The 19,477-nt window shown below is 62.0% G+C and carries 15 protein-coding genes; 7 read left to right on the top strand and 8 right to left on the bottom strand.

Annotation, left to right across the window (positions count from 1 at the left end; translation table 11 throughout):
• Nucleotides 1–545: 545 nt before the first annotated feature.
• From cyoD to cyoA, 4 genes are all read right to left on the bottom strand, one after another.
• The gene (gene cyoD / locus DBR47_RS06055) at nt 546–947 is read right to left on the bottom strand and encodes a cytochrome o ubiquinol oxidase subunit IV (protein WP_124447974.1); all 402 of its coding nucleotides are present in this window, start codon (nt 945–947) and stop codon (nt 546–548) included.
• Nucleotides 944–1,576 carry a cytochrome o ubiquinol oxidase subunit III gene (gene cyoC, locus DBR47_RS06050; protein WP_197046888.1) on the bottom strand — a complete coding sequence of 211 codons (633 nt, stop codon included), beginning with the start codon at nt 1,574–1,576 and terminating at the stop codon, nt 944–946. The genes cyoD and cyoC overlap by 4 nt, the downstream gene beginning before the upstream one ends.
• Nucleotides 1,577–1,605: 29 nt before the next feature.
• Nucleotides 1,606–3,606 carry a cytochrome o ubiquinol oxidase subunit I gene (gene cyoB / locus DBR47_RS06045; protein ID WP_124447970.1) on the bottom strand — a complete coding sequence of 667 codons (2,001 nt, stop codon included), beginning with the start codon at nt 3,604–3,606 and terminating at the stop codon, nt 1,606–1,608.
• A gap of 85 nt (nt 3,607–3,691) precedes the next feature.
• Nucleotides 3,692–4,678: a ubiquinol oxidase subunit II gene (gene cyoA / locus DBR47_RS06040; RefSeq protein ID WP_370454872.1), complete on the bottom strand. Its 987-nt coding sequence runs from the start codon at nt 4,676–4,678 to the stop codon at nt 3,692–3,694.
• 299 nt (nt 4,679–4,977) lie between these two features.
• On the opposite strand from cyoA, the gene DBR47_RS06035 reads away from it, so the two are divergent.
• The 5 genes from DBR47_RS06035 to DBR47_RS06015 all read left to right on the top strand — a co-directional run bounded on the left by DBR47_RS06035 (nt 4,978) and on the right by DBR47_RS06015 (nt 8,895).
• Nucleotides 4,978–6,309, top strand: a complete 1,332-nt coding sequence (locus DBR47_RS06035; protein WP_124447966.1) for an MFS transporter — start codon at nt 4,978–4,980, stop codon at nt 6,307–6,309.
• Between the two features lie 74 nt (nt 6,310–6,383).
• Nucleotides 6,384–7,031 (top strand): hypothetical protein, encoded by a 648-nt coding sequence (locus DBR47_RS06030; RefSeq protein ID WP_124447964.1) that lies wholly within the window; start codon nt 6,384–6,386, stop codon nt 7,029–7,031.
• Nucleotides 7,032–7,062: 31 nt separating this feature from the next.
• Entirely contained in the window at nt 7,063–7,680 is a 618-nt protein-coding gene (locus DBR47_RS06025; protein WP_124447962.1) for a hypothetical protein, read from the top strand.
• A complete protein-coding gene (locus DBR47_RS06020) occupies nt 7,644–8,192 on the top strand; it encodes a hypothetical protein (RefSeq protein ID WP_124447960.1) in 549 nt (182 codons plus the stop codon). The genes DBR47_RS06025 and DBR47_RS06020 overlap by 37 nt, the downstream gene beginning before the upstream one ends.
• 232 nt (nt 8,193–8,424) lie before the next feature.
• A complete protein-coding gene (locus DBR47_RS06015; protein ID WP_124447958.1) occupies nt 8,425–8,895 on the top strand; it encodes an ASCH domain-containing protein in 471 nt (156 codons plus the stop codon).
• 21 nt (nt 8,896–8,916) lie between these two features.
• Here DBR47_RS06015 and malG read toward each other — a convergent pair whose 3' ends face one another.
• From malG to DBR47_RS05995, 4 genes are all read right to left on the bottom strand, one after another.
• Entirely contained in the window at nt 8,917–9,807 is an 891-nt protein-coding gene (gene malG, locus DBR47_RS06010) for a maltose ABC transporter permease MalG (RefSeq protein WP_124447956.1), read from the bottom strand.
• A gap of 696 nt (nt 9,808–10,503) precedes the next feature.
• Nucleotides 10,504–12,093 (bottom strand): maltose ABC transporter permease MalF, encoded by a 1,590-nt coding sequence (gene malF / locus DBR47_RS06005; protein WP_124447954.1) that lies wholly within the window; start codon nt 12,091–12,093, stop codon nt 10,504–10,506.
• Nucleotides 12,090–13,277, bottom strand: coding sequence for a maltose/maltodextrin ABC transporter substrate-binding protein MalE (malE, locus tag DBR47_RS06000; RefSeq protein WP_124447952.1), 1,188 nt, complete (start codon nt 13,275–13,277; stop codon nt 12,090–12,092). Before malE ends, malF begins: the two co-directional genes overlap by 4 nt.
• Nucleotides 13,274–14,377 (bottom strand): ABC transporter ATP-binding protein, encoded by a 1,104-nt coding sequence (locus DBR47_RS05995; RefSeq protein WP_124447950.1) that lies wholly within the window; start codon nt 14,375–14,377, stop codon nt 13,274–13,276. Before DBR47_RS05995 ends, malE begins: the two co-directional genes overlap by 4 nt.
• Before the next feature lie 396 nt (nt 14,378–14,773).
• On the opposite strand from DBR47_RS05995, the gene DBR47_RS05990 reads away from it, so the two are divergent.
• Entirely contained in the window at nt 14,774–17,266 is a 2,493-nt protein-coding gene (locus DBR47_RS05990; RefSeq protein WP_124447948.1) for a glycogen/starch/alpha-glucan phosphorylase, read from the top strand.
• A 14-nt stretch (nt 17,267–17,280) separates the two neighbouring features.
• A complete protein-coding gene (glgB, locus tag DBR47_RS05985) occupies nt 17,281–19,461 on the top strand; it encodes a 1,4-alpha-glucan branching protein GlgB (protein WP_124447946.1) in 2,181 nt (726 codons plus the stop codon).
• Nucleotides 19,462–19,477 lie beyond the last annotated feature (16 nt).

The raw sequence follows: 19,477 nt of genomic DNA, 5'->3' as shown, positions 1-19,477 counted from the left end.
GGGGTCCGCTGCGGTGCTCGAATTCGCCGGCCCGCGCCCAACTCACTGCGCTACGCTCCGTTCAGACAAGGGGCGCGAGCTAGAGCTTGAAGGCGCTGCGCGCCGCCCGTCGAATTCTGCGCTCCTCGCCCAGGCAACACGGGGAACCCCAATACAACTCGGCTCGCTGCGCGTCGCCTCGATAGCGCCGCAGCTAACGCTGCATGCGCTTGGCGCATGCAGCCCCTCAAGCCGATGCGCAGCGAGGCGTGACGGGGTTCGGTCCCGTCGCGCCTGGATGAGGAGCGGAAAGTTTCTTGGGCGTCGCGAAGCGACTTCGTGGACTGACTTCGCGCCCCATGTCTGAACGGAGCGTAGCGCAGTGAGTTGGGCGCGGCCCAAGCAAGCTGAGCACCGGAACGGACCCCGAAGGGGCCAGGCGTCGGGTCGCCTTTCTTTGCCTACTTTCTTTGGCGAAGCAAAGAAAGTAGGTCGCCCGCCGGGGCGAACTCCCGGCTGGGCCTTGGCAAAGGGCGAAACAAAAATTTAAGCGCCCTTTGTTGACATCAAGGTGCTGTCCGCACCTCAGTCATCTCATGGCTAGGCATCATATTGGTGTTCAGGTGATACATCACCCAGATCGAACCCGCCAACAAGATCACCACCATCACCACGGTGAAGATCAGGGCCAGCATGGACCAGCCGCCTTCCACCTTGGTGTTCATGTGCAGGAAGTACACCATATGCACCACGATCTGCACCGCTGCAAAACCCAGGATGACCAGGGCCGTCGTGCCGGAGGAAGGCAATACCTTGCCCATCACCAGCCAGAAGGGGATGGCGGTCAACACGACCGACAGCAAAAAGCCGATCACATAACCGCGCACCGTGGCGTGGTAGGCATTGTCATCATCATCGTGGTGATCGTCATGATGACCATGATTCAAGTCTTGCGCATGCCCGCTCATGGCAGCACTCCCATCAGATAAACAAAGGTGAAGACACCGATCCAGACCACGTCCAGGAAGTGCCAGAACATCGACAAGCACATCAGGCGGCGCTTGTTCTCAACCGTCAGGCCCAGCTTCTTGACTTGCACCATCAAGACCACCAGCCAGATCAGGCCGAAAGTGACGTGCAAGCCGTGGGTGCCGACCAGGGCGAAGAAGGCCGACAAGAAGGCGCTGCGCTGCCAGCTTGCACCTTCGTGGATCAGGTGATGGAACTCATACAGCTCCAGGCCCAAGAAGGTCAGGCCGAACAAGCCGGTGATCGCCAACCAGGTCAGCACGCCCTTGATGCGGCCATGCTGCATGGCGATCATGGCCATGCCATAGGTGATGGAGGACAGCAGCAGCGCCGCCGTACCCGCCGCCACCAGGGGCAGGCTGAACAAGTCAGCGCCCGAGGGGCCAGCCGCATAGCTGCGACCCAGCACGGCGTAGACCGCGAACAGCACGGCGAAGATGAGGCAGTCGCTCATCAGATAGAGCCAGAAGCCCAGCAGCGTGCCTTGCTGCGGATGGTGCTTGCCCTCGGTGTCGAAGAAGCGCGGCAGGCCGCCGGCGCTCAGAGTGCTAGAGGAGGAGTTGTTCATCATTGCTCTTCTTGTTTGCTGCTCTCAACTCAGGCCAGGGCCGCCAGGGCCTTGGTGCGGGCGTCTTCAACGCGCTTGACCTCATCCGCAGGGATGTAGAAGTCGCGCTTGTAGTTGAAGCTGTGCACGATGGCGCCGATGACGGTGGCCAGGAAGGCCAGGCCAGCGATCAACCACATATGCCAGATCAGGGCAAAGCCGACCACCGTGCTCAGACCCGCCAGCACCACGCCAGCGGCGGTGTTCTTGGGCATGTGGATGGACAGGAAGCCGCTGGTCGGGCGCTGTGCGCCGCGCTGCTTCATATCGTGCCAAGCGTCCAATTCGTGCACCACGGGGGTGAAGGCGAAGTTGTAGTCCGGCGGGGGCGAGGAGGTCGACCACTCCAGCGTACGGCCACCCCAGGGGTCACCCGTGTGGTCGCGCAGCTGTTCGCGGCGACGGAAGCTCACCACCAGCATGATGAAGAAGCAGGCGATGCCGATGGCGATCAAACCAGCGCCCAGGGCCGCGACCTGGAACCAGATCTGGATGGACGGGTCATCGAAATGGCTCATGCGGCGGGTCACGCCCATCAGGCCCAGCACATACAGAGGCATGAAGGCGAAGTAGAAGCCGATCAGCCAGAACCAGAACGAGCACTTGCCCCAGAAGGTGTCCAGCTTGTAGCCGAAGGCCTTGGGGAACCAGTAGGTGATGCCGGCGAACATGCCGAACACCACGCCACCGATGATGACGTTATGGAAGTGGGCGATCAGGAACAGGCTGTTGTGCAGCACGAAGTCGGCCGGCGGCACGGCCAGCAGCACGCCCGTCATGCCACCGATCACAAAGGTGACCATAAAGCCCATGGTCCACAGCATGGGCACATCGAAGTCGATGCGGCCACGGTACATGGTGAACAGCCAGTTGAAGATCTTCGCCCCGGTGGGGATGGAGATGATCATGGTGGTGATGCCGAAGAAGGCATTCACACTGGCGCCCGAGCCCATGGTGAAGAAGTGATGCAGCCAGACGATGTAGGACAGGATGGTGATGACCACCGTCGCGTACACCATGGAGGCATAACCGAACAGGCGCTTGCGGCTGAAGGTGGAGACCACTTCAGAGAAGATGCCGAAGGCGGGCAAGATCAGGATGTAAACCTCGGGGTGGCCCCAGATCCAGATCAGGTTCACATACATCATGGCGTTGCCGCCAAGATCATTGGTGAAGAAGTTGGTGCCCAGATAGCGGTCCAGCGTCAGCAGCACCAGCACGGCGGTCAGCACCGGGAAGGCGGCCACGATCAGCACGTTGGTGCACAGGGACGTCCAGGTGAAGACGGGCATCTTCATCAGCGTCATGCCGGGCGCGCGCATCTTGACGATGGTGGCGATCAGGTTGATGCCCGATAGCGTCGTGCCCACCCCCGCAATCTGTAGGGCCCAGATGTAGTAGTCCACCCCCACGCCCGGGCTTTGCAAAATGCCCGACAGCGGCGGGTAAGCCAGCCAACCGGTGGTGGAGAACTCACCGATGAAGAGCGAGGCCATGATCAGAATGGCACCGCTGGCCGTCATCCAGAAGCTGAAGTTGTTCAGGAAGGGGAAGGCCACGTCGCGCGCGCCAATCTGCAGCGGCACCACATAGTTCATGAAGCCGGTCACAAAAGGCATGGCCACGAAGAAGATCATGATCACGCCGTGGGCGGTGAAGATCTGGTCGTAGTGGTGCGGCGGCAGGAAGCCGGCGTTATCACCAAAGGCCATGGCCTGGTGGGCACGCATCATGATGGCGTCGGCAAAGCCGCGCAGCAGCATGATCAGCGCCAACACGATGTACATGATGCCGATCTTTTTGTGGTCGATGCTGGTGAGCCAGTTGCGCCACAGCGGGCCCCAGGCCCGGTAATAAGTCATGCCGCCCATGAAGGCGAGGCCGCCCAGCACCACCATGGCGAAGGTCGCCAAAATGATGGGGTCGTGGGGGATCGCCTGCGTGCTGAGGCGACCAAAGATCAACTTCTGGAGGTCGGGTGCGTCAAGCATCTTGCTTCTCTCGGTAAAACATGCGGACGGGCCGACAAGGGTTTGTCGGCCCGCTCAATCGTCTATGTCGCGTCGTCTGAAGGCTTCAGCGCTGCGCTGTGCGTGAGGCCGCAGGCAGGTACTGGTCCAGGTTCTGCGGGGTGCACATGGAGGCCACCACATTGCGCTCACCTTCGCGCCAGGCTTGCTTGGACAAACCGTCCACGCTGCCCTTGCCCAGGCCACCTGCGGCGTCGATCGCCATCATCTGGCCCATGCACATCTTGTTGGTGTCCACGCAGCGGTTCAGGATGGCCTGATACAGGCTGGGGTCCACCTGGGCATAGCGGCGCACCGGCTCACGCTCGCTGGGTTGCTCCAGCTGCAGGAAGGCGGCGCGGCTCAGCGTCGCATCGCCGGCCTTGTTCTTGGCCACCCAGGCTTGGAAGTCCGCGTCGCTCAGGCCGTGGAACTTGAAGCGCATATGCGAGAAGCCGTGGCCGCTGTAGTTGGCGGAGAAGCCGTCAAACACGCCCGGCTTGTTGATCACCGCGTTCAGCTCGGTCTGCATGCCAGGCATGGCATAGATCTGACCGGCCAGGGCGGGGATGTAAAACGAGTTCATCACGGTGGAGGCCGTGATCTTGAACTGGATGGGGCGGTCCAGCGGCGCGGCCAGCTCGTTCACCGTGGCAATGCCTTGCTCCGGGTAGAGGAACAGCCACTTCCAGTCCAGCGCCACCACTTCCACCACCAGGGGCTTGTGGGCTGGATCGTCTGCGGAGATGGGCTTGCCGGGCGCGATGCGGTCCAGCGGGCGGTAGGGGTCCAGCTTGTGAGTGCTGATCCAGGTGATGGCGCCCAGGGCGATGATGATCATCAGCGGGGCGCCCCAGATCAGCAGCTCCAGCTTGGTGGAGTGGTCCCAATCGGGCGCGAAGGTGGCCGCCTTGTTCGACTGGCGATAGCGCCAGGCGAAGAAGAAGGTCAAGAAGATCACCGGCACGATGATCAGCAGCATCAGCACCGTGGAGGTGACGATGAGCTGCGCCTGTTGCTGGGCGATGTCACCCGAGGGTTTCATCACCACCATATTGCAGGCGGCCAGGGGAAGCGTTGCGGCGAGCAAGGCGAGCCGGCTGACTCGTTGCGCGCGCTTTTCGCGTGTTTTGGGCTGATTTTGCGGGGAGATGGGATGCATCGATATGGGCCAGGAAGGGACCAGGAAGGCGGAGCTACATCACTAGCGGGAAAACGCCAGTTGCGCGTCGGGCTGAAATGTATCCTGATTGACCCAGATCAACGATTGGACATTTTGTCCAAGGCCCTCGCTAAGTCGTTGATCTAACTCAGGATCTCAGCTACCTATTGATTGCCATGAACAGCTCAGCGATGCACTCCTATTCATCCCAGGTTTCTGCCCCGTTTTCTGCGTCCGGTGGCCGATCAAGCCGCCCGACCGAAGACCCCTCCGTGGCGCCCGGCGATATCGCCGTTGGCGTCGTCATTGGCCGTGCTTCCGAGTACTTCGACTTCTTCGTTTTTGGTATCGCCTCCGTGCTGGTGTTCCCGGCCGTGTTCTTCCCCTTCGCCTCCCAGCTGCAGGGCACGCTCTACGCCTTCGCCTTGCTGGCCCTGGCCTTTGTGGTGCGACCTGTGGGCACCGTGCTGGGCATGTGGGTGCAAAAGCGCTGGGGGCGCAGCACCAAGCTGACCCTGGCGCTGTTTTTACTGGGTAGTTCGACGGCAGGCATGGCCATGCTGCCCAGCTATGCCAGCGCGGGCGCTACCGCCATCGCGCTGCTGATTTTGTGCCGTGTGGGTCAGGGCTTAGCCCTAGGCGGCTCCTGGGACGGCCTGCCTTCCTTGCTGGCCATGAATGCGCCGGAGAACCGCCGCGGCTGGTACGCCATGCTGGGTCAGCTGGGTGCGCCCCTGGGTTTTTTGGTGGCCAGCGGTCTGTTCGCCTATCTGTGGAGCGATGTCTCGCAGGCGGACTTTCTGTCCTGGGCCTGGCGCTATCCCTTCTTCGCCGCTTTTGCCATCAACGTCGTGGCCTTGTTCGCCCGTCTGCGCCTGGTGTTGACGCATGAGTACGAGCGTGAGCTGGAAGCGCGTGAGCTGGAGCCTTGCGATATCGCTGAGCTGCTCAGCACCCAAGGCCCGAATATCTTCATCGGTGCCTTCGCCGCCCTGGCCAGCTATGCGCTCTTCCATCTGGTGACGGTCTTCCCCCTGTCCTGGATCATGCTGTATTCGCATCAGGGGATGGGCCAGTTCCTGGTCGTGCAGATGGCCGGCGCCGTGCTGGCCGCTGCCGCCATGCCGGTCTCGGGCCTGATCGCCGACCGGGTTGGCCGCCGCCGCTTCCTCGGTAGCCTGGCCGTCTTGATTGGTCTGTTCAGCGTCTTCGCCCCCTGGCTGCTGGATGGTGGCACTCTGGGTCAAGACGCCTTCATCCTGGTCGGCTTCGTCTTGCTGGGCCTGTCCTACGGTCAGGCGGCCGGCGCCGTCACGTCCAACTTCCTGCCCCGGCTGCGCTACACCGGTGCGGCCCTGACGGCCGACCTGGCTTGGCTGATCGGTGCGGCTTTTGCCCCCTTGGTCGCCCTGGGCCTGTCGGCAAAGTTCGGTCTGGCTGCGGTAAGCCTCTATCTGCTCTCGGGTGCTGCCTGCACCTTGATTGCCTTGCGGGCGAATCGGGTGTTGGCGATGAAGGACTGAAAAAGGGCGCTGCTCGCCCTCGCGGCACAAATGCCCCCGGTTTATCTCGGGGGCATTTTTTTGGAGTGAGTTCTATGTTTCGACGGTCTTTCCTTGTCTGCCTTGCTGCGGCCTTGCTGTCGGCCTGCGCCGCACCCAATATTGACAAGGATTTCAAGCTAGAGAAGGCGGCAAGCTCTGGCATTGCCTGCGGCAGCATCACCTACCAGGGCGGCTATGCCAGTTTCCGCCTGCACCTTGAGAAATTGGGTAGCGGCGAGACGTTCAAGATCGAGCATGGCAGCTCGCAAACCTTGAACCCCATGCTTGCCTTCAAAGGCGAAGCGCCCAACCCGGCGCTGAAGCAGACGGGCTCGGTGTTTGCTGTTGAGTTGCCACTTGGGCGCTATGTGCTCAAGTCCTGGCGGATTGGCCAGGGCATGGCCCAAGTCTGGTCCACTGGGCCGACAGGCGTCGAGTTCGAGGTCAAGGCAGGGGAAGCCATTTATTTGGGTAACTTTCATTTCCGTGGCAGCGCCAATTTCGGGCGTCTGTTGACATCGGGAACTTTGACTTTGAAGGATCAATCAGAGCGTGATCTGCCGGCCATCCGAAACGAATTTGACGCTTTGAGATCCAGTCCCTTGACGCAGGCCTTGACGGTTGGTGCCAATTTCCAAAATGTCGGCGGGGCGAGTGATGGCAAGGTAACGATCCCGATATTTGTGCCGGTGGTTCGATAGGCAAGAAGTTCTTGATTTTCGGAGAGCAAGGATGAGCCTCTTTTTGGATGTCCTCTCGCAAGGTTTTTTGGGTGGTTTTTCCCGAGCCTCTTTTCTGCTTATTTTGCTTTGCACCCAACCTTGTTTCGCCTACAGCATATGGTTTGAATTTGATCGTGTGCTCGAATTTTCCGAGGTCGTGGCTTGGGTTCGCATTGAAGGCGGCGAGCTACGCCGAGACATCAATGGTGAAATCTGCGGCGCAGCTTATACAGCCAAAGTCTTGCACGGGATTAAGGGCGCGCAAGATGGCGAGTCTTTTGACTTCGGTAATTTCTCGGGTCGCAAAATCGGCGCGCAGTATTTCGTTTTCTTGCGAACTCAGAATGCAAGCGACCTAGACGCGCGGCCGAACTGCCAAGGCGCCAAGCCCGCTTTACGTGAAACTGTTGAGGGATATGGGACGATCGAACTTCAGTACGGTCAACAGTCTGGCTTCCAGTCTGCCGTTATATTGACAAGCCCGCCCTATGAAATACCGGCCTCAATGCCGGGCTTCCAAGTGCGTGGGGGCATGGTGGACGAGGAACTTTTTCTGGGGACGCTGGAGATCAGGTCTACCGATTTTCTTAATTGGTTGAAGTCCAAGCTAAGGGGCTATTTGCCATAGTTCGCAAATTAAAGGTAGGCAATGTGAATGGTCTAAAGTTTGCGTATAAATTATTTGGTATCTTTGGAAAATCAGTTGTCGTGCTTGCTGCGGCTGGCTTTTTTCTATTGCTTATTGCACGCCATTTTTCTTCAGTTTCGATTGATGGATCTGATGCGGATGCCATGTCCGTTCGTGCGGCGATTCATATGTTGAATGGTGTCGAGGGGCCTACGTCGCCGATATATTTGGAGGTAATGGCACGCCAGCCCACGGGGGTCGAAGTATCGCAAATAGAGTTTGAAGCCCCTGGGGTTAAGATTTTGCCAATCCGTGAGTTCCCAGTTGTGGGAAGTGGGGGCGATGCGACTAAATATTCGAATGACTCGAAATTGCGAATAGATGTCCAGTCGATACCGTTATGGCGAGTCGGCGTGATAACGGCGACAATTGGTGCTTGTTCATCGGAGCTTGTCGCTGTTAAGTTTCTTTCTAAGTGGCGGATATTTTCGGAGCGTTGGGCTTGCATTTAGCGTGCTTCTTCAAATGGGGCGGTCCGCCCAATTTTCGTGGCGGGCTCGCCTGCTTTGGATAGCGCGGCCTGTGCCTGCGGCAGTGAAGGTTTGAGCTGGAGTGACTTTGGGCGCGTAGCGTGCCTTGCCGCCCCAATCGTGCTCGCTTTTGCTTGCCCATCCCCAAGGGCCCGGCTAAAACCGGGCCCTTGGTCTTGGCCTTCTTCAGACTAAAAAGCGAGCGTGCACAAGCATGGCACTTTCAATCCCGGTTGCCGAGTTCTGGCAGCGCTTCCTCGCTCAGAACCCTGAGCTTGATGCGGCCCGTTTCTACGAGGCCTTCAGTTTTGGCGACAGCGAGGACTTGGCGGACAGCCTGGCCGACTTGGTGTTGCGCGGCGTCAAGCGCGCGACGGCGGGCTCAATCGCCAGCTATGAAATCGACGGTGGCCGAGCACCGCGGCCGGGGGACTTGAGCATCGTCACCGATGGGCGCGGCAAGCCGCTCTGTGTCATCGAGACCTTGCAGGTGGATGTGCGCCGCTTCGGCGATGTGGATGCCGAGTTTGCCGCCGTGGAGGGTGAGGGCGATGGCTCCCTGGCCTATTGGCGCGAGGCGCATGCCGCTTACTTCGAGCGCGAGGCGGCCTGGACCGGCCAGGCTTTCAGCGAAGACTTGTTGCTGGCTTGTGAGCGTTTCAGGCTGGTGTATCAAGAGGCTTGATCGCGCCCGCCCAGCACATCCTCAGCCTTTGACTCCGCCTGCCGTCAGTCCCGAAACGATCCAGCGCTGTGCGGCCAGGAACACCAGGGTGATGGGCAGGCCCGAGAGCACGGCGGCAGCAGCGAAGTCGCCCCACAGAAAGCGCTGGGTGTTGAGGTAGTACTTGACGCCCACGGCCAGCGTGAGGTTGGCCTCCTCGCGCAAGAGTACCGAGGCCACCGGGTACTCGATGATGGTGCCGATAAAGGCCAGCACAAAGACCACCATCAGAATGGGCACGGCCATGGGCAGCAGCACATAGCGGAAGGCCTGCCAGTGGGTGGCGCCGTCGACCTTGGCGCATTCCTCAATCTCGACCGGAATCGTTTCGAAGTAGCCGCGTATGGTCCAGATATGCATGGCCACGCCGCCCAGATAGGACAGCACCAGGCCGGCGTGCGTCTCCAGGCCCAGGGCCGGCAGGTACTGGCCCAAGGTCTCGAAGATGGCATAGATGGCCACCAGGGCCAGCACGGCGGGGAACATCTGCAGCAGCAACATGCTGTTCAGGATGGCGCTCTTGAAGCGGAACTTCAGGCGCGCAAAGGCGTAGGCGGCGGTGGTGGAGATGGCCACGATCAGCAAGGCCGAGACGGTGGCGATCTTGATCGAGTTCCACAGCCAGTGCAGGACGGGGAAGGGTGGTTGGATCAGGCTTCCGTCCGGGCCTTGCACGGGGATGCCTAAGGCCAGCTTCCAATGTTCCAGGCTGATTTCGGCAGGGATCAGGCTGCCGGTGGAGAAGTTGCCCGGCCGCAGCGAGATGGAGATCACCGCCAGCAGCGGAAACACGGTGATGGCGATCAGCGCCCACAGCAGGGCATGAGCGCCGAGCACCCGCCATTTCTGATTTTTGTTGGTGACGATGGCCATGGTTGTTTGGGGTGGGTCGCTATGTTTGGGTGTTGGGCTAGTTGGCAGGCCCAGCCGGGAATTCGCCCCGGCGGGCGACCTCCTTTCTTGTGCTCACAAGAAAGGAGGCAAAGAAAGCGCCCCGAATGCCTGGCCCCTGCGGGGTCCGCTGTGGTGCTCGAATTTGCCGGGCCGCGCCCAACTCGCTTCGTTCGCTGTGCTCACTGCGCTCAAACAAGGGGCGCGAAGTCAGTCCTTGAAGTCGCTGCGCGACGCCCGGCAAATTCTGCGCTCCTCGCCCAGGCAACACGGGGAATTCGGTCTCGGCTCGCTGCGCGTCGCCTCGGTCAACAGCCGACCATGCGTTCAGCGCGCTGCGCTGAAGCCCCTCGAGGCGACGCGTAGCGAGCCGTGACGGGGTTCGGGCCCATATGTCTGGGTGAGGAGCGGAAAATTCCAGGGCAGGCGCGCCAGCGCCCTCAACTTCTAGCTTCGCGCGGCTGTCCGAACGCAGCGAGCGCCAGCGAGCGAAGTGAGTTCTGCGCGAGCCCTGGAATTTGAGCACCGCAACGGACCCCGCAGGGGCCAGACATCTGGGTCGCCTTTCTTTGCTTACTTTCTTTGGCGAAGCAAAGAAAGTGAGGCGGCTGCCGGGCCGCAATCCCGGCATGGGCCTTGCCATGTGCAGATGGCTTGACTTAGCGCCCTTGCAGCACATCATTTCGAATTCGCCTTCATCAGCCGCAAATTCACCAGCGACATCACCGCAACCATCAAGAAGATCACCGTCGACACCGCCGCCGCCAGGCCGAAGTCCTGGCCCGAATCCTGAAACGCGATGCGATAGGTGTAGCTGACCAGAATGTCCGTCTGGCCCGCCGGCACCTTGGTGTTGAGGAAGTCCGGCCGGCCATCGGTCAGCAGGGCGATCAGCACGAAATTGTTGAAGTTGAAGGCGAACACGCCGACCAGCAAGGGCGTGAGCGGCTTGGCGATCAGGGGCGTGGTGATCTTGAAGAAATTGGTCAAGGGCCCGGCGCCGGCAATGGCCGAGGCCTCGTACAGATCGGAGGGAATCGCCTTCAGCAAGCCGGTGCACAGCACCATGATGTAGGGGTAGCCCAACCAGGTATTGACGATGAGCAGCATGGTCTTGGCCAGCAGCGGGTCGGCAAACCAGGCGGGCTTGATGCCAAACAAGGCGTCCAGGATGGCGTTGATCTCGCCAAAGTTCTGGTTGAACAAACCCTTGAACACCAGGATGGAGATAAAGCCCGGCACGGCATAAGGCAAGAACAACAAGGTGCGATAGGTGGTCTTGAAGCGCAAGGCCTCCCAGTTCAGCAGCACGGCCAGGGCCATACCGATCAAAAGGGTGAAGAGCACGGTCAGGGCCGAGAAGCCCACGGTCCACAAAAAGATGGCGAAGAAGGGGCCGCGGAAGTCCGGGTCCAGCACCATGCGGGCGTAGTTCTTCAGGCCAGCGAAGACCTTGTAGCCGGGCTGCAGGCGCTCGCCCGTCGGGCTTTCAAAAAAGCCGGTGTCGCCATTGGGCTTGTAGACCACGCCATCGCTGTTCAGCGTCAAGGAGCCATCGGCATTGGCGCGCCAGACCCGGTTCAGCGGCCCGAATTCGCTCACGCCCAGATAGTGCAACTCTTGCGCTTGGGGCTCGGTGGCTGTGGCGGGCAGGCTCAGCACCAGGCGCTGCAAGACCTCGCGATGGCGCAGCACCTCCTTCAGCGACAAGGCCGGACCCAGGGGTGTGGCGGCGGTCTGGGGGCTGGCGACAAAGGCCTGCATCTCGATCTTGGCCGGTGGCTGCGCATGCAGCAGGGCTAATGGCGCAGAGACGTACATGATCTCGCCTGGCTCGCCTTGCTCGTCCACCGGCCGCAGGGCCAGGCGGAACTCTGCGCCCTCGGCATGCAGGCTGAAGCGCTTGAGATGGGCGTCGTCCGGCACCGTCTGCTCCAGCAGATAGCCACGCACCCGCTCCTGGGTCAGCAGATTGCTGGAGGAATAGTTGCTGAAGCCGATCTGCACCGTGAACAGCAGGGGCAGGGCGACAAAGATCGCCATGCCGGCCAGGCCGGGGTAGAGATAACGGTAGGCAAAAGAGATCTTGGAGAGGTAGACAAAGAAGGCGCTGGCCAGAAAGACCAGCAAGCCCATGGCCCACCAGACCTGGCCGGCGGCGAAAACGGTGAAGACGAGGTAGAGCCCGCTCAAAGCAAGCGCCAGCACGAGCGGCCATTTCAGCCAGGCGGTGGCCGGGGAGGATGCGGTGGAGGCAGCGCGTTTCATTTGCCCACCAGCATGCGTGCGGCCGCGCCGTCCAGCGCGTCCTTAGGCTTTTGCAAGCCGTTGCTGATGGCCTCCAGGGCGGCGTCCATGGCCGTCCAGAAGCGCCCGACCTCGGGGATATTGGGGATGGCTTGGCCTAGGCGGGCGTTCTCCATGGTGGCGCGTATGGCCGGGTCGGCCGCCAGTTCGGCGTAGAACTTTTTGTTCGCGGGCACGCCCAGGGGCACGTCGGCATTGATGATGCGCAGGCTGTCCACCGTCATCAAATGGTTCTCGATGAACTCGCGGGCGATGTCCTTGACCTTGCTGGGTGCGGCAATCATGCATCCCAGCACGCCCACAAAGGGCTGGCTGGGCTGGCCGGGGATGACGGCGGGAATGGGGGCGACGCCGAAGTCGATGCGGGCGCGGCGGGCGTTGTCCCAGGCAAAGGGGCCAGAGATCATCATCGCCACCTCGCCGCGGGCAAAGCCGCCCTCCATCTCGGCATAGCGGGCACCCTTGGGCATGACGCCGGTCTTGATCAGGCGCTCCAGCATCTCGCCGCCCTTGACCGCGCCGGCATTGTTGACCCCGACCTTGCTCGGGTCGAAGTCACCCTTGGCGTCCTTGGGGAAGATCTGCCCGCCGGCACCGGCCAGCAGGGGCCAGCTGAAAAAGGCCTTGTTGTAGTCCCATAGCACGGCCTTCTTGCCTTGCTGGCTCAGGCGCTGATCCAGCTGGATCAGTTCCTCAAAAGTGGCGGGCGGGGTCTTGACCAGGGCCTTGTTGTAGATCAGGCCTATGGCCTCGATGGCCACGGGGTAGCCCCAGGTCTTGCCGTGGTAGGCAAAAGCCTGCCAGGCCGAGGCTTCCACCCCCGCTTCTAACTTTTTGCTCGGGCGCACCGGCGCGATCAGGCCGGACTTGGCCCACTCGCCCACGCGGTCATGCGGCCAGCAAAAAATATCCGGGCCTTTGCCCGCTCCCGCCGCTTGGGAAAATTTGTCCGGCGCGTCGACCGGATGTTCCACCACCACCTTGACGCCCGACTTCTCGGCAAAGGCATCGCCCACTTTTTGCAGGCCGGTATAGCCTTTGTCGCTATTGATCCAGACCAGCAGCTTGAGTTCGGGGGCGGGGGCGGCTTGGCTTGCGCTGCTGAGCAGGGCAAGCATGGCGGCCGAAAATTTCAGAAAACTCATGCCTGACCCCAGCCCTGGCGGCGCAGGGCCTGGCCTTGGGCGTCGAAGACATAGCAGGCCTCGGCAGGCAGTGACAGGCTCAGCACATCACCGGCGCGTATCTTGGTGCGACCGTCAAACTCGCAGGTCAGCGCGTCCTCCACGCCGGGGAAGGCGCAGTAAGCATGGGTGGCGCTGCCCAGGGACTCGACAAAGGTGACGGTGCTTTGCAGGATGTTCTCGCTGCCGCCCACCACAAAGTGCTCAGGCCGTATGCCAAGCGTGACCTTGTCGCCCGGCTTGACCGTGCTGCCGTTCACCAAGGCCTTGATCTGGGCGCCGGTGGACAGGCGGATCAGGGCGTGGCCCGCATCGGCGCCGATGATTTCGCCCTCGATGAAGTTCATCTTTGGCGAGCCGATGAAGCCCGCCACGAAAAGGTTGTCCGGGTGCTCGTACAACTCCAGCGGCGTGCCCACCTGTTCGATGCGGCCGGCCGAGAGTACGACGATGCGGTCGGCCAGGGTCATGGCTTCCACCTGGTCGTGGGTCACATAGACCATGGTGGTTTTCAGGTCCTCATGCAGCTTGGCGAACTCGTAGCGCATGCGCACCCGCAGGGCGGCGTCGAGGTTGGACAAAGGCTCGTCAAACAAGAACACGTCGGGCTTCTGCACGATGGCCCGGCCGATCGCCACCCGCTGGCGTTGGCCGCCGGAGAGGTCTTTGGGCTTGCGGTCCAGCAGGTGTTCGATGTGCAGAATCTTGGCCGCATGGCGCACGGCGGTCTCGATCTCGGCCTTGGGCACCTTGGCCAGCTTGAGGCCAAACGCCATGTTGTCGAACAGATTCATATGCGGGTAAAGCGCATAGGACTGGAACACCATGGCGATGCCGCGCTCGGCCGGCGGCACCTCGTTGACGACCCGGCCGCCGATGCGCAACTCGCCGCCGGTGATCTCCTCCAAGCCCGCGATGGAGCGCAGCAAGGTGGACTTGCCGCAGCCCGAGGGGCCGACAAACACCATGAACTCGCCGTCGCGGATGTGCAGGTCTATGCCTTGGAAGATCTTGATATCGCCGTAGGCCTTGGCCACGCCGTTGAGCTGAACATCTGCCACTGTGAGTCTCCATAGCGCCGGAACGACCCAGGGGGTGTCGGCTTGTTGCTTTGTAAGCCGGACCAGGCGGGCCTGCGATGAGCAGGCTCGCCAGCGTCGCGTCAAAACATCAGATTTGTAGGCAATATAACGGGGTTTCTGTAGTTGAACAACAGAGCAAACCCGGCTGAGTTGTGCGCCTGCTGAATGAATTCAAGGCTACAACGCTTTGATCGCCATTTCATTTGTAGTGAAACTACACAATACGTGAACTCTGAGTGATACTTGCATCAGCGCGGCCTCTGGGTCGCATCTGTGCATGCTTTGTTCGCCAGGTTCCGGCAAGCTCTGCCAAGCTGAGCGCCGCGCCCGACGAAGCCAAAGTTCAAACTTCAGCTGCTATCAATGATGGATGCCATGACAGCCCAAATCCCCTCATCCAAGCCTGCCGCCTCCGCATCTGCCGCCGCCGGCCCCGCGCAGGCGCTGATTCGCGCGGCCTTTGCCAGCGCCTTCAATCGCGAGCTGAGCCTCTCGGGCGCGGGCGTGACGGCTCAGGCTGCCTTGCGCGCCGCCGCCACCGCCACCCGCGAGGTGCTGGCCCAGCGCTGGGGCCAGACCCAGCTGGAGGACGCGCAGCGCCCGGCCGACGCACCGGTGCGCCGGGTGCATTACCTCTCGATGGAGTTTCTGATGGGCCGGGCCCTGTCCAATGCCCTGGCGGCCCTGGGCCTGGAGGCCGATCTGCGCGAGCTGCTGGCGGCCCAAGGCCTGCAGTACAGCGATGTGCTGGAACGTGAGCCCGATATGGCCTTGGGCAATGGCGGCCTGGGTCGCTTGGCGGCCTGCTTCCTGGACTCCTTCGCCGAGCTGGGCCTGCCTTCTTTTGGCTACGGCCTGCGCTACCAATACGGCATGTTTGCCCAAGGCATTCAGGACGGCCGCCAGATCGAGATGCCCGACGACTGGCTGCGCCTGGGCCAGCCCTGGGAGGTGCCACGCCCCGAGCTGCGCTACCGCGTCGGCTTTGGCGGCCGGGTGGCGGTGGAGGGCGGGGTGCGGCGCTGGCGGCCGGCCGAGATCATCGAGGCCCAGGCCTATGACTTCATCGTGCCCGCCCACCACAGCGAGCGGGTCTCCACCCTGCGCCAATGGCATGCCAGCGCCGAGGCACCGATCGACTTTGCCGCCTTCTGCGAGGGCGACTTTCTGCGCGCTGCCCGCCACCGCGTGGCTGCCGACGCGCTCAACTGGGTGCTTTACCCCGACGACAGCACCGAGGCCGGCCGCGAGCTGCGCTTGAAGCAAGAGGCGTTCTTGACCAGCGCCTCGCTGCAAGACCTGATCGCCCGCCATCTGCGCGAGGCGGGCCCGGCCGGGAACTTGCGTGATCTGGGCCTGCGCAATGCCATCCATCTGAACGACACCCATCCGGCCCTGGCCCCGGCCGAGCTGATGCGCTTGCTGGTGGATGAGCACGCCTTGCCCTGGGATCAGGCCTGGGCCATCACCCGCCAGGCCATCTCCTACACCAACCACACCTTGATGCCCGAGGCCCTGGAGACCTGGCCGGTGCATATGTTTGAGCACCTGATGCCCAGGCATCTGGAAATCATTTACGAGATCAACCAGCAGTTCCTCAACGAGGTGGCGGCCCGCTTCCCTGGCGATATGGGCTTGCTGCAGCGGGTTTCGCTGATCGATGAAGGTCATGGTGGGGAGCGCCGTGTCCGCATGGCGGCCTTGTCCATCGTCGCCTCGCACCGGGTCAACGGCGTGGCGGCTCTGCATTCCGAGCTGATGGTGCAAACGATTTTTGCCGACTATGTGCGGATCTTCCCGGAGCGTTTTCATAACGTCACCAACGGTGTGACGCCGCGCCGCTGGCTGCAAGAGAGCAACCCCAGCCTGTCGGCCCTGATCGACGGCCGCATCGGCCGTGGCTGGCGCCAGGATTTGATGGCGTTGAGCCGTCTCAAGCCCTTGGCTGCGGACGTAGGCTTTGGCGAGCAGTTCATGGCCGTCAAACGCGCCAACAAGCTGCGCCTGGCTGAGCTGGTGCGCCGCCAGCTGGGCGTGGTGGTGAATGCCGACAGCCTTTTCGATGTGCAGATCAAGCGCATCCATGAGTACAAGCGCCAGCTGCTCAATATCCTGCATGTGATTGCGCGCTACCAAGCCATCGTCGCCAACCCTGAGGCAGGCTGGGCACCGCGCACCGTGTTTATCGCGGGCAAAGCAGCCTCGGCCTATCACATGGCCAAGTCCATCATCCAACTGGCCCATGATGTGGGCCGGGTGGTGAACAGCGACCCGCGCGTGGGTGACAAGCTCAAGCTGGTCTTCCTGCCTAACTATGGCGTTAGCTTGGCTGAGATCATCATCCCGGCGGCCGATCTCTCAGAACAAATCTCCACTGCCGGTACCGAGGCCTCGGGCACCGGCAATATGAAGTTCGCCCTCAACGGCGCCCTGACGATCGGCACCTGGGACGGCGCCAATATCGAGATGGCCCAGGCCATGGGTGTGGAGAATATGTTCGTCTTCGGCCTGCGCACCGAGGCCGTGGCGCAGATGAAGCAGCTGGGCTATGACCCGCGCCTGTATGTGGAAGAAAACGCCCAGTTGGGCCGCGTCATCGCCGCGATTGCTGGGGGCGAGTTCTCTTTCGGCGACGGCGAGCGCTACCGGGCTCTGGTGGACAACCTGCTGGGTCGCGACGTCTATATGCTGATGGCCGACTTCGCCGCTTACGTGGCCAAGCAGGCCGAGGTGGACGAGCTCTTCAAGCGGCCCGCCGCCTGGAGCCAGCGCGCCATCCTCAATGTGGCCGGCATGGGCGCCTTCTCCTCGGACCGCACCATTGCCGAGTATGTGGAGCGGGTTTGGTCGGTGAAAAGTCTGGGCTAAAAAAGAAAAGAAGCATGCTGGCGCAACACGATCTTGATGCCTTGCTGGGTGGCCGACATGCCGACCCTTTTGCCGTGCTGGGCCTGCATGCCGATGAGCTGGGGCGGCTGTGGCTGCGGGCTTTTTTGCCCGGCGCTGAGACCGTGCAAGTGCTGGATGCCAAGACGGGTCGCAAGCTCCTGAGCTTGGATCAGCGCGACCCGGCTGGGTATTTTGAGAGCCTGGTGCCGCGCCGCAAGAATCGCTTTGATTACCGCCTGGCGGTGCAGTGGGCCGGTGCCGAAGGCTTCGAGACTTACGCCGATGCCTACAGCTACGGGCCTCAGCTCAGCGATGAAGACCTCGGCCTGCTGGCGCGCGGCGAGCATCCGCGGCCTTACACGGTGCTGGGCGCCCATCCCTGCCAGATCGGTGAGGTGGCGGGCGTGCGCTTTGCCGTTTGGGCGCCGAATGCGCGCCGGGTCAGTGTGGTTGGCAGCTTCAATCTCTGGGATGGCCGCCGCCACGCTATGCGCTTGCGGCATTCGGCCGGAGTGTGGGAGATTTTTGTTCCGCATGTGGCCGTCGGGGATCTCTACAAATATGAGCTGCAGGACGGCCAGGGTCAGGTCTTGCCTTTGAAGGCCGACCCCTTTGCATTCGCCTCTCAGCTGCGACCGGACAATGCCAGCGTGGTGGCCGCCTTGCCCGAACCCAAGGCCTTGCCTGCGGGCCGGGCGGCGGCCAATGAGCGCCAGGCCGCGATCTCCATCTACGAGGTCCATGCCGGCTCCTGGCGCCAGGGCAGGGAAGGGCGCTTCCCGACTTGGGACGAGTTGGCCGAGCAATTGCCCCCTTATGCGGCGGAGCTTGGCTTTACCCATGTACAACTGCTGCCCATCAGCGAACACCCCTTCGATGGCTCCTGGGGCTATCAAACCCTGGGCCTCTACAGCCCCTCGGCCCGCTTCGGCCCGCCGGAGGGCTTTGCCCGTTTTGTGGCGGCCTGCCATGCCCAGGGCCTGGGGCTTTTGCTGGATTGGGTGCCCGCGCATTTCCCTAGCGACGCCTTCGGCCTGGCCCGTTTTGATGGCACGCATTTGTACGAGTACGCGGACCCGCGCGAGGGCTTTCACCGCGACTGGAACACGCTGATCTACAACTTTGGCCGCAACGAGGTGCGGCAATTCTTGGTCGGCAATGCCTTGTACTGGACCGAGCGCTGGGGCGTGGATGGGCTGCGGGTAGATGCGGTGGCGTCCATGCTGTATCGCGACTATTCCCGCCCGGCGGGTGAGTGGATCCCCAACGCCCAGGGCGGGCGAGAGAATCTTGAGGCCATTGCTCTCTTGCGTCAGATGAATGAGCGCCTGGGCCAGGATGCGCCCGGCGCCATCACCGTGGCGGAGGAAAGCACCAGCTTCCCCGGTGTCTCGGCCCCCACCTTCGCAGGCGGCCTGGGCTTCCACTACAAATGGAATATGGGCTGGATGAATGACACGCTGCATTACATGCGCGAGGACCCGGTCAACCGCCGCTGGCACCACGACAAGATGACTTTTGGCCTGATCTACGCCTTCAGCGAGAACTTTGTGCTGCCGCTCTCGCATGACGAGGTGGTGCATGGCAAGGGCTCGCTGCTGGGCAAGATGCCGGGTGATGACTGGCAGCAGTTCGCCAATCTGCGCGCCTACTACGGCTTTATGTGGGGCCACCCCGGCAAGAAGCTGCTCTTCATGGGCCAGGAGTTTGCGCAGCGCAGCGAATGGAATCACGACCAGAGCCTGCCCTGGGATTTGCTGCAAGACCCGCGCCATGCCGGTGTGCAGCGCCTGGTGCGTGATCTCAATCGGCTCTACCGTGAGCAGCCGGCCCTGCACCGCCTGGACTGCATGGCCGAGGGCTTTGAGTGGCTGCAAGGCGACGATGCCGATCACTCGGTCTTTGCCTGGTTGCGCCGTGACGAGCAGGGCGGCATGGTGATGGTGGTCAGCAATCTGACCCCGGTGCCACGTGAGGCCTACCGTCTGGGCGTGCCTGAGCAGGCCTCGGCCTGGCGCGAGGTCCTCAACACCGACTCGGCCTTTTACGGCGGTAGCAATCTGGGCAATGGCGCCGGACCGCTGTCGCTGGAGGCAACATCGGCGCAAGGCCGCAGCCACTCCATCGCCTTGACCTTGCCGCCGCTGGCCACGATATTCCTGGTGCCGGCCTAAATTTCAAATTGAGCGC

This window comes from Paucibacter sp. KBW04 (assembly GCF_003852425.1).
Classification (GTDB): Bacteria; Pseudomonadota; Gammaproteobacteria; order Burkholderiales; family Burkholderiaceae_C; genus Paucibacter_A.
Note: the sequence above shows the minus strand (reverse complement) of the source record. Positions and strands in the feature narration are given on the sequence as shown.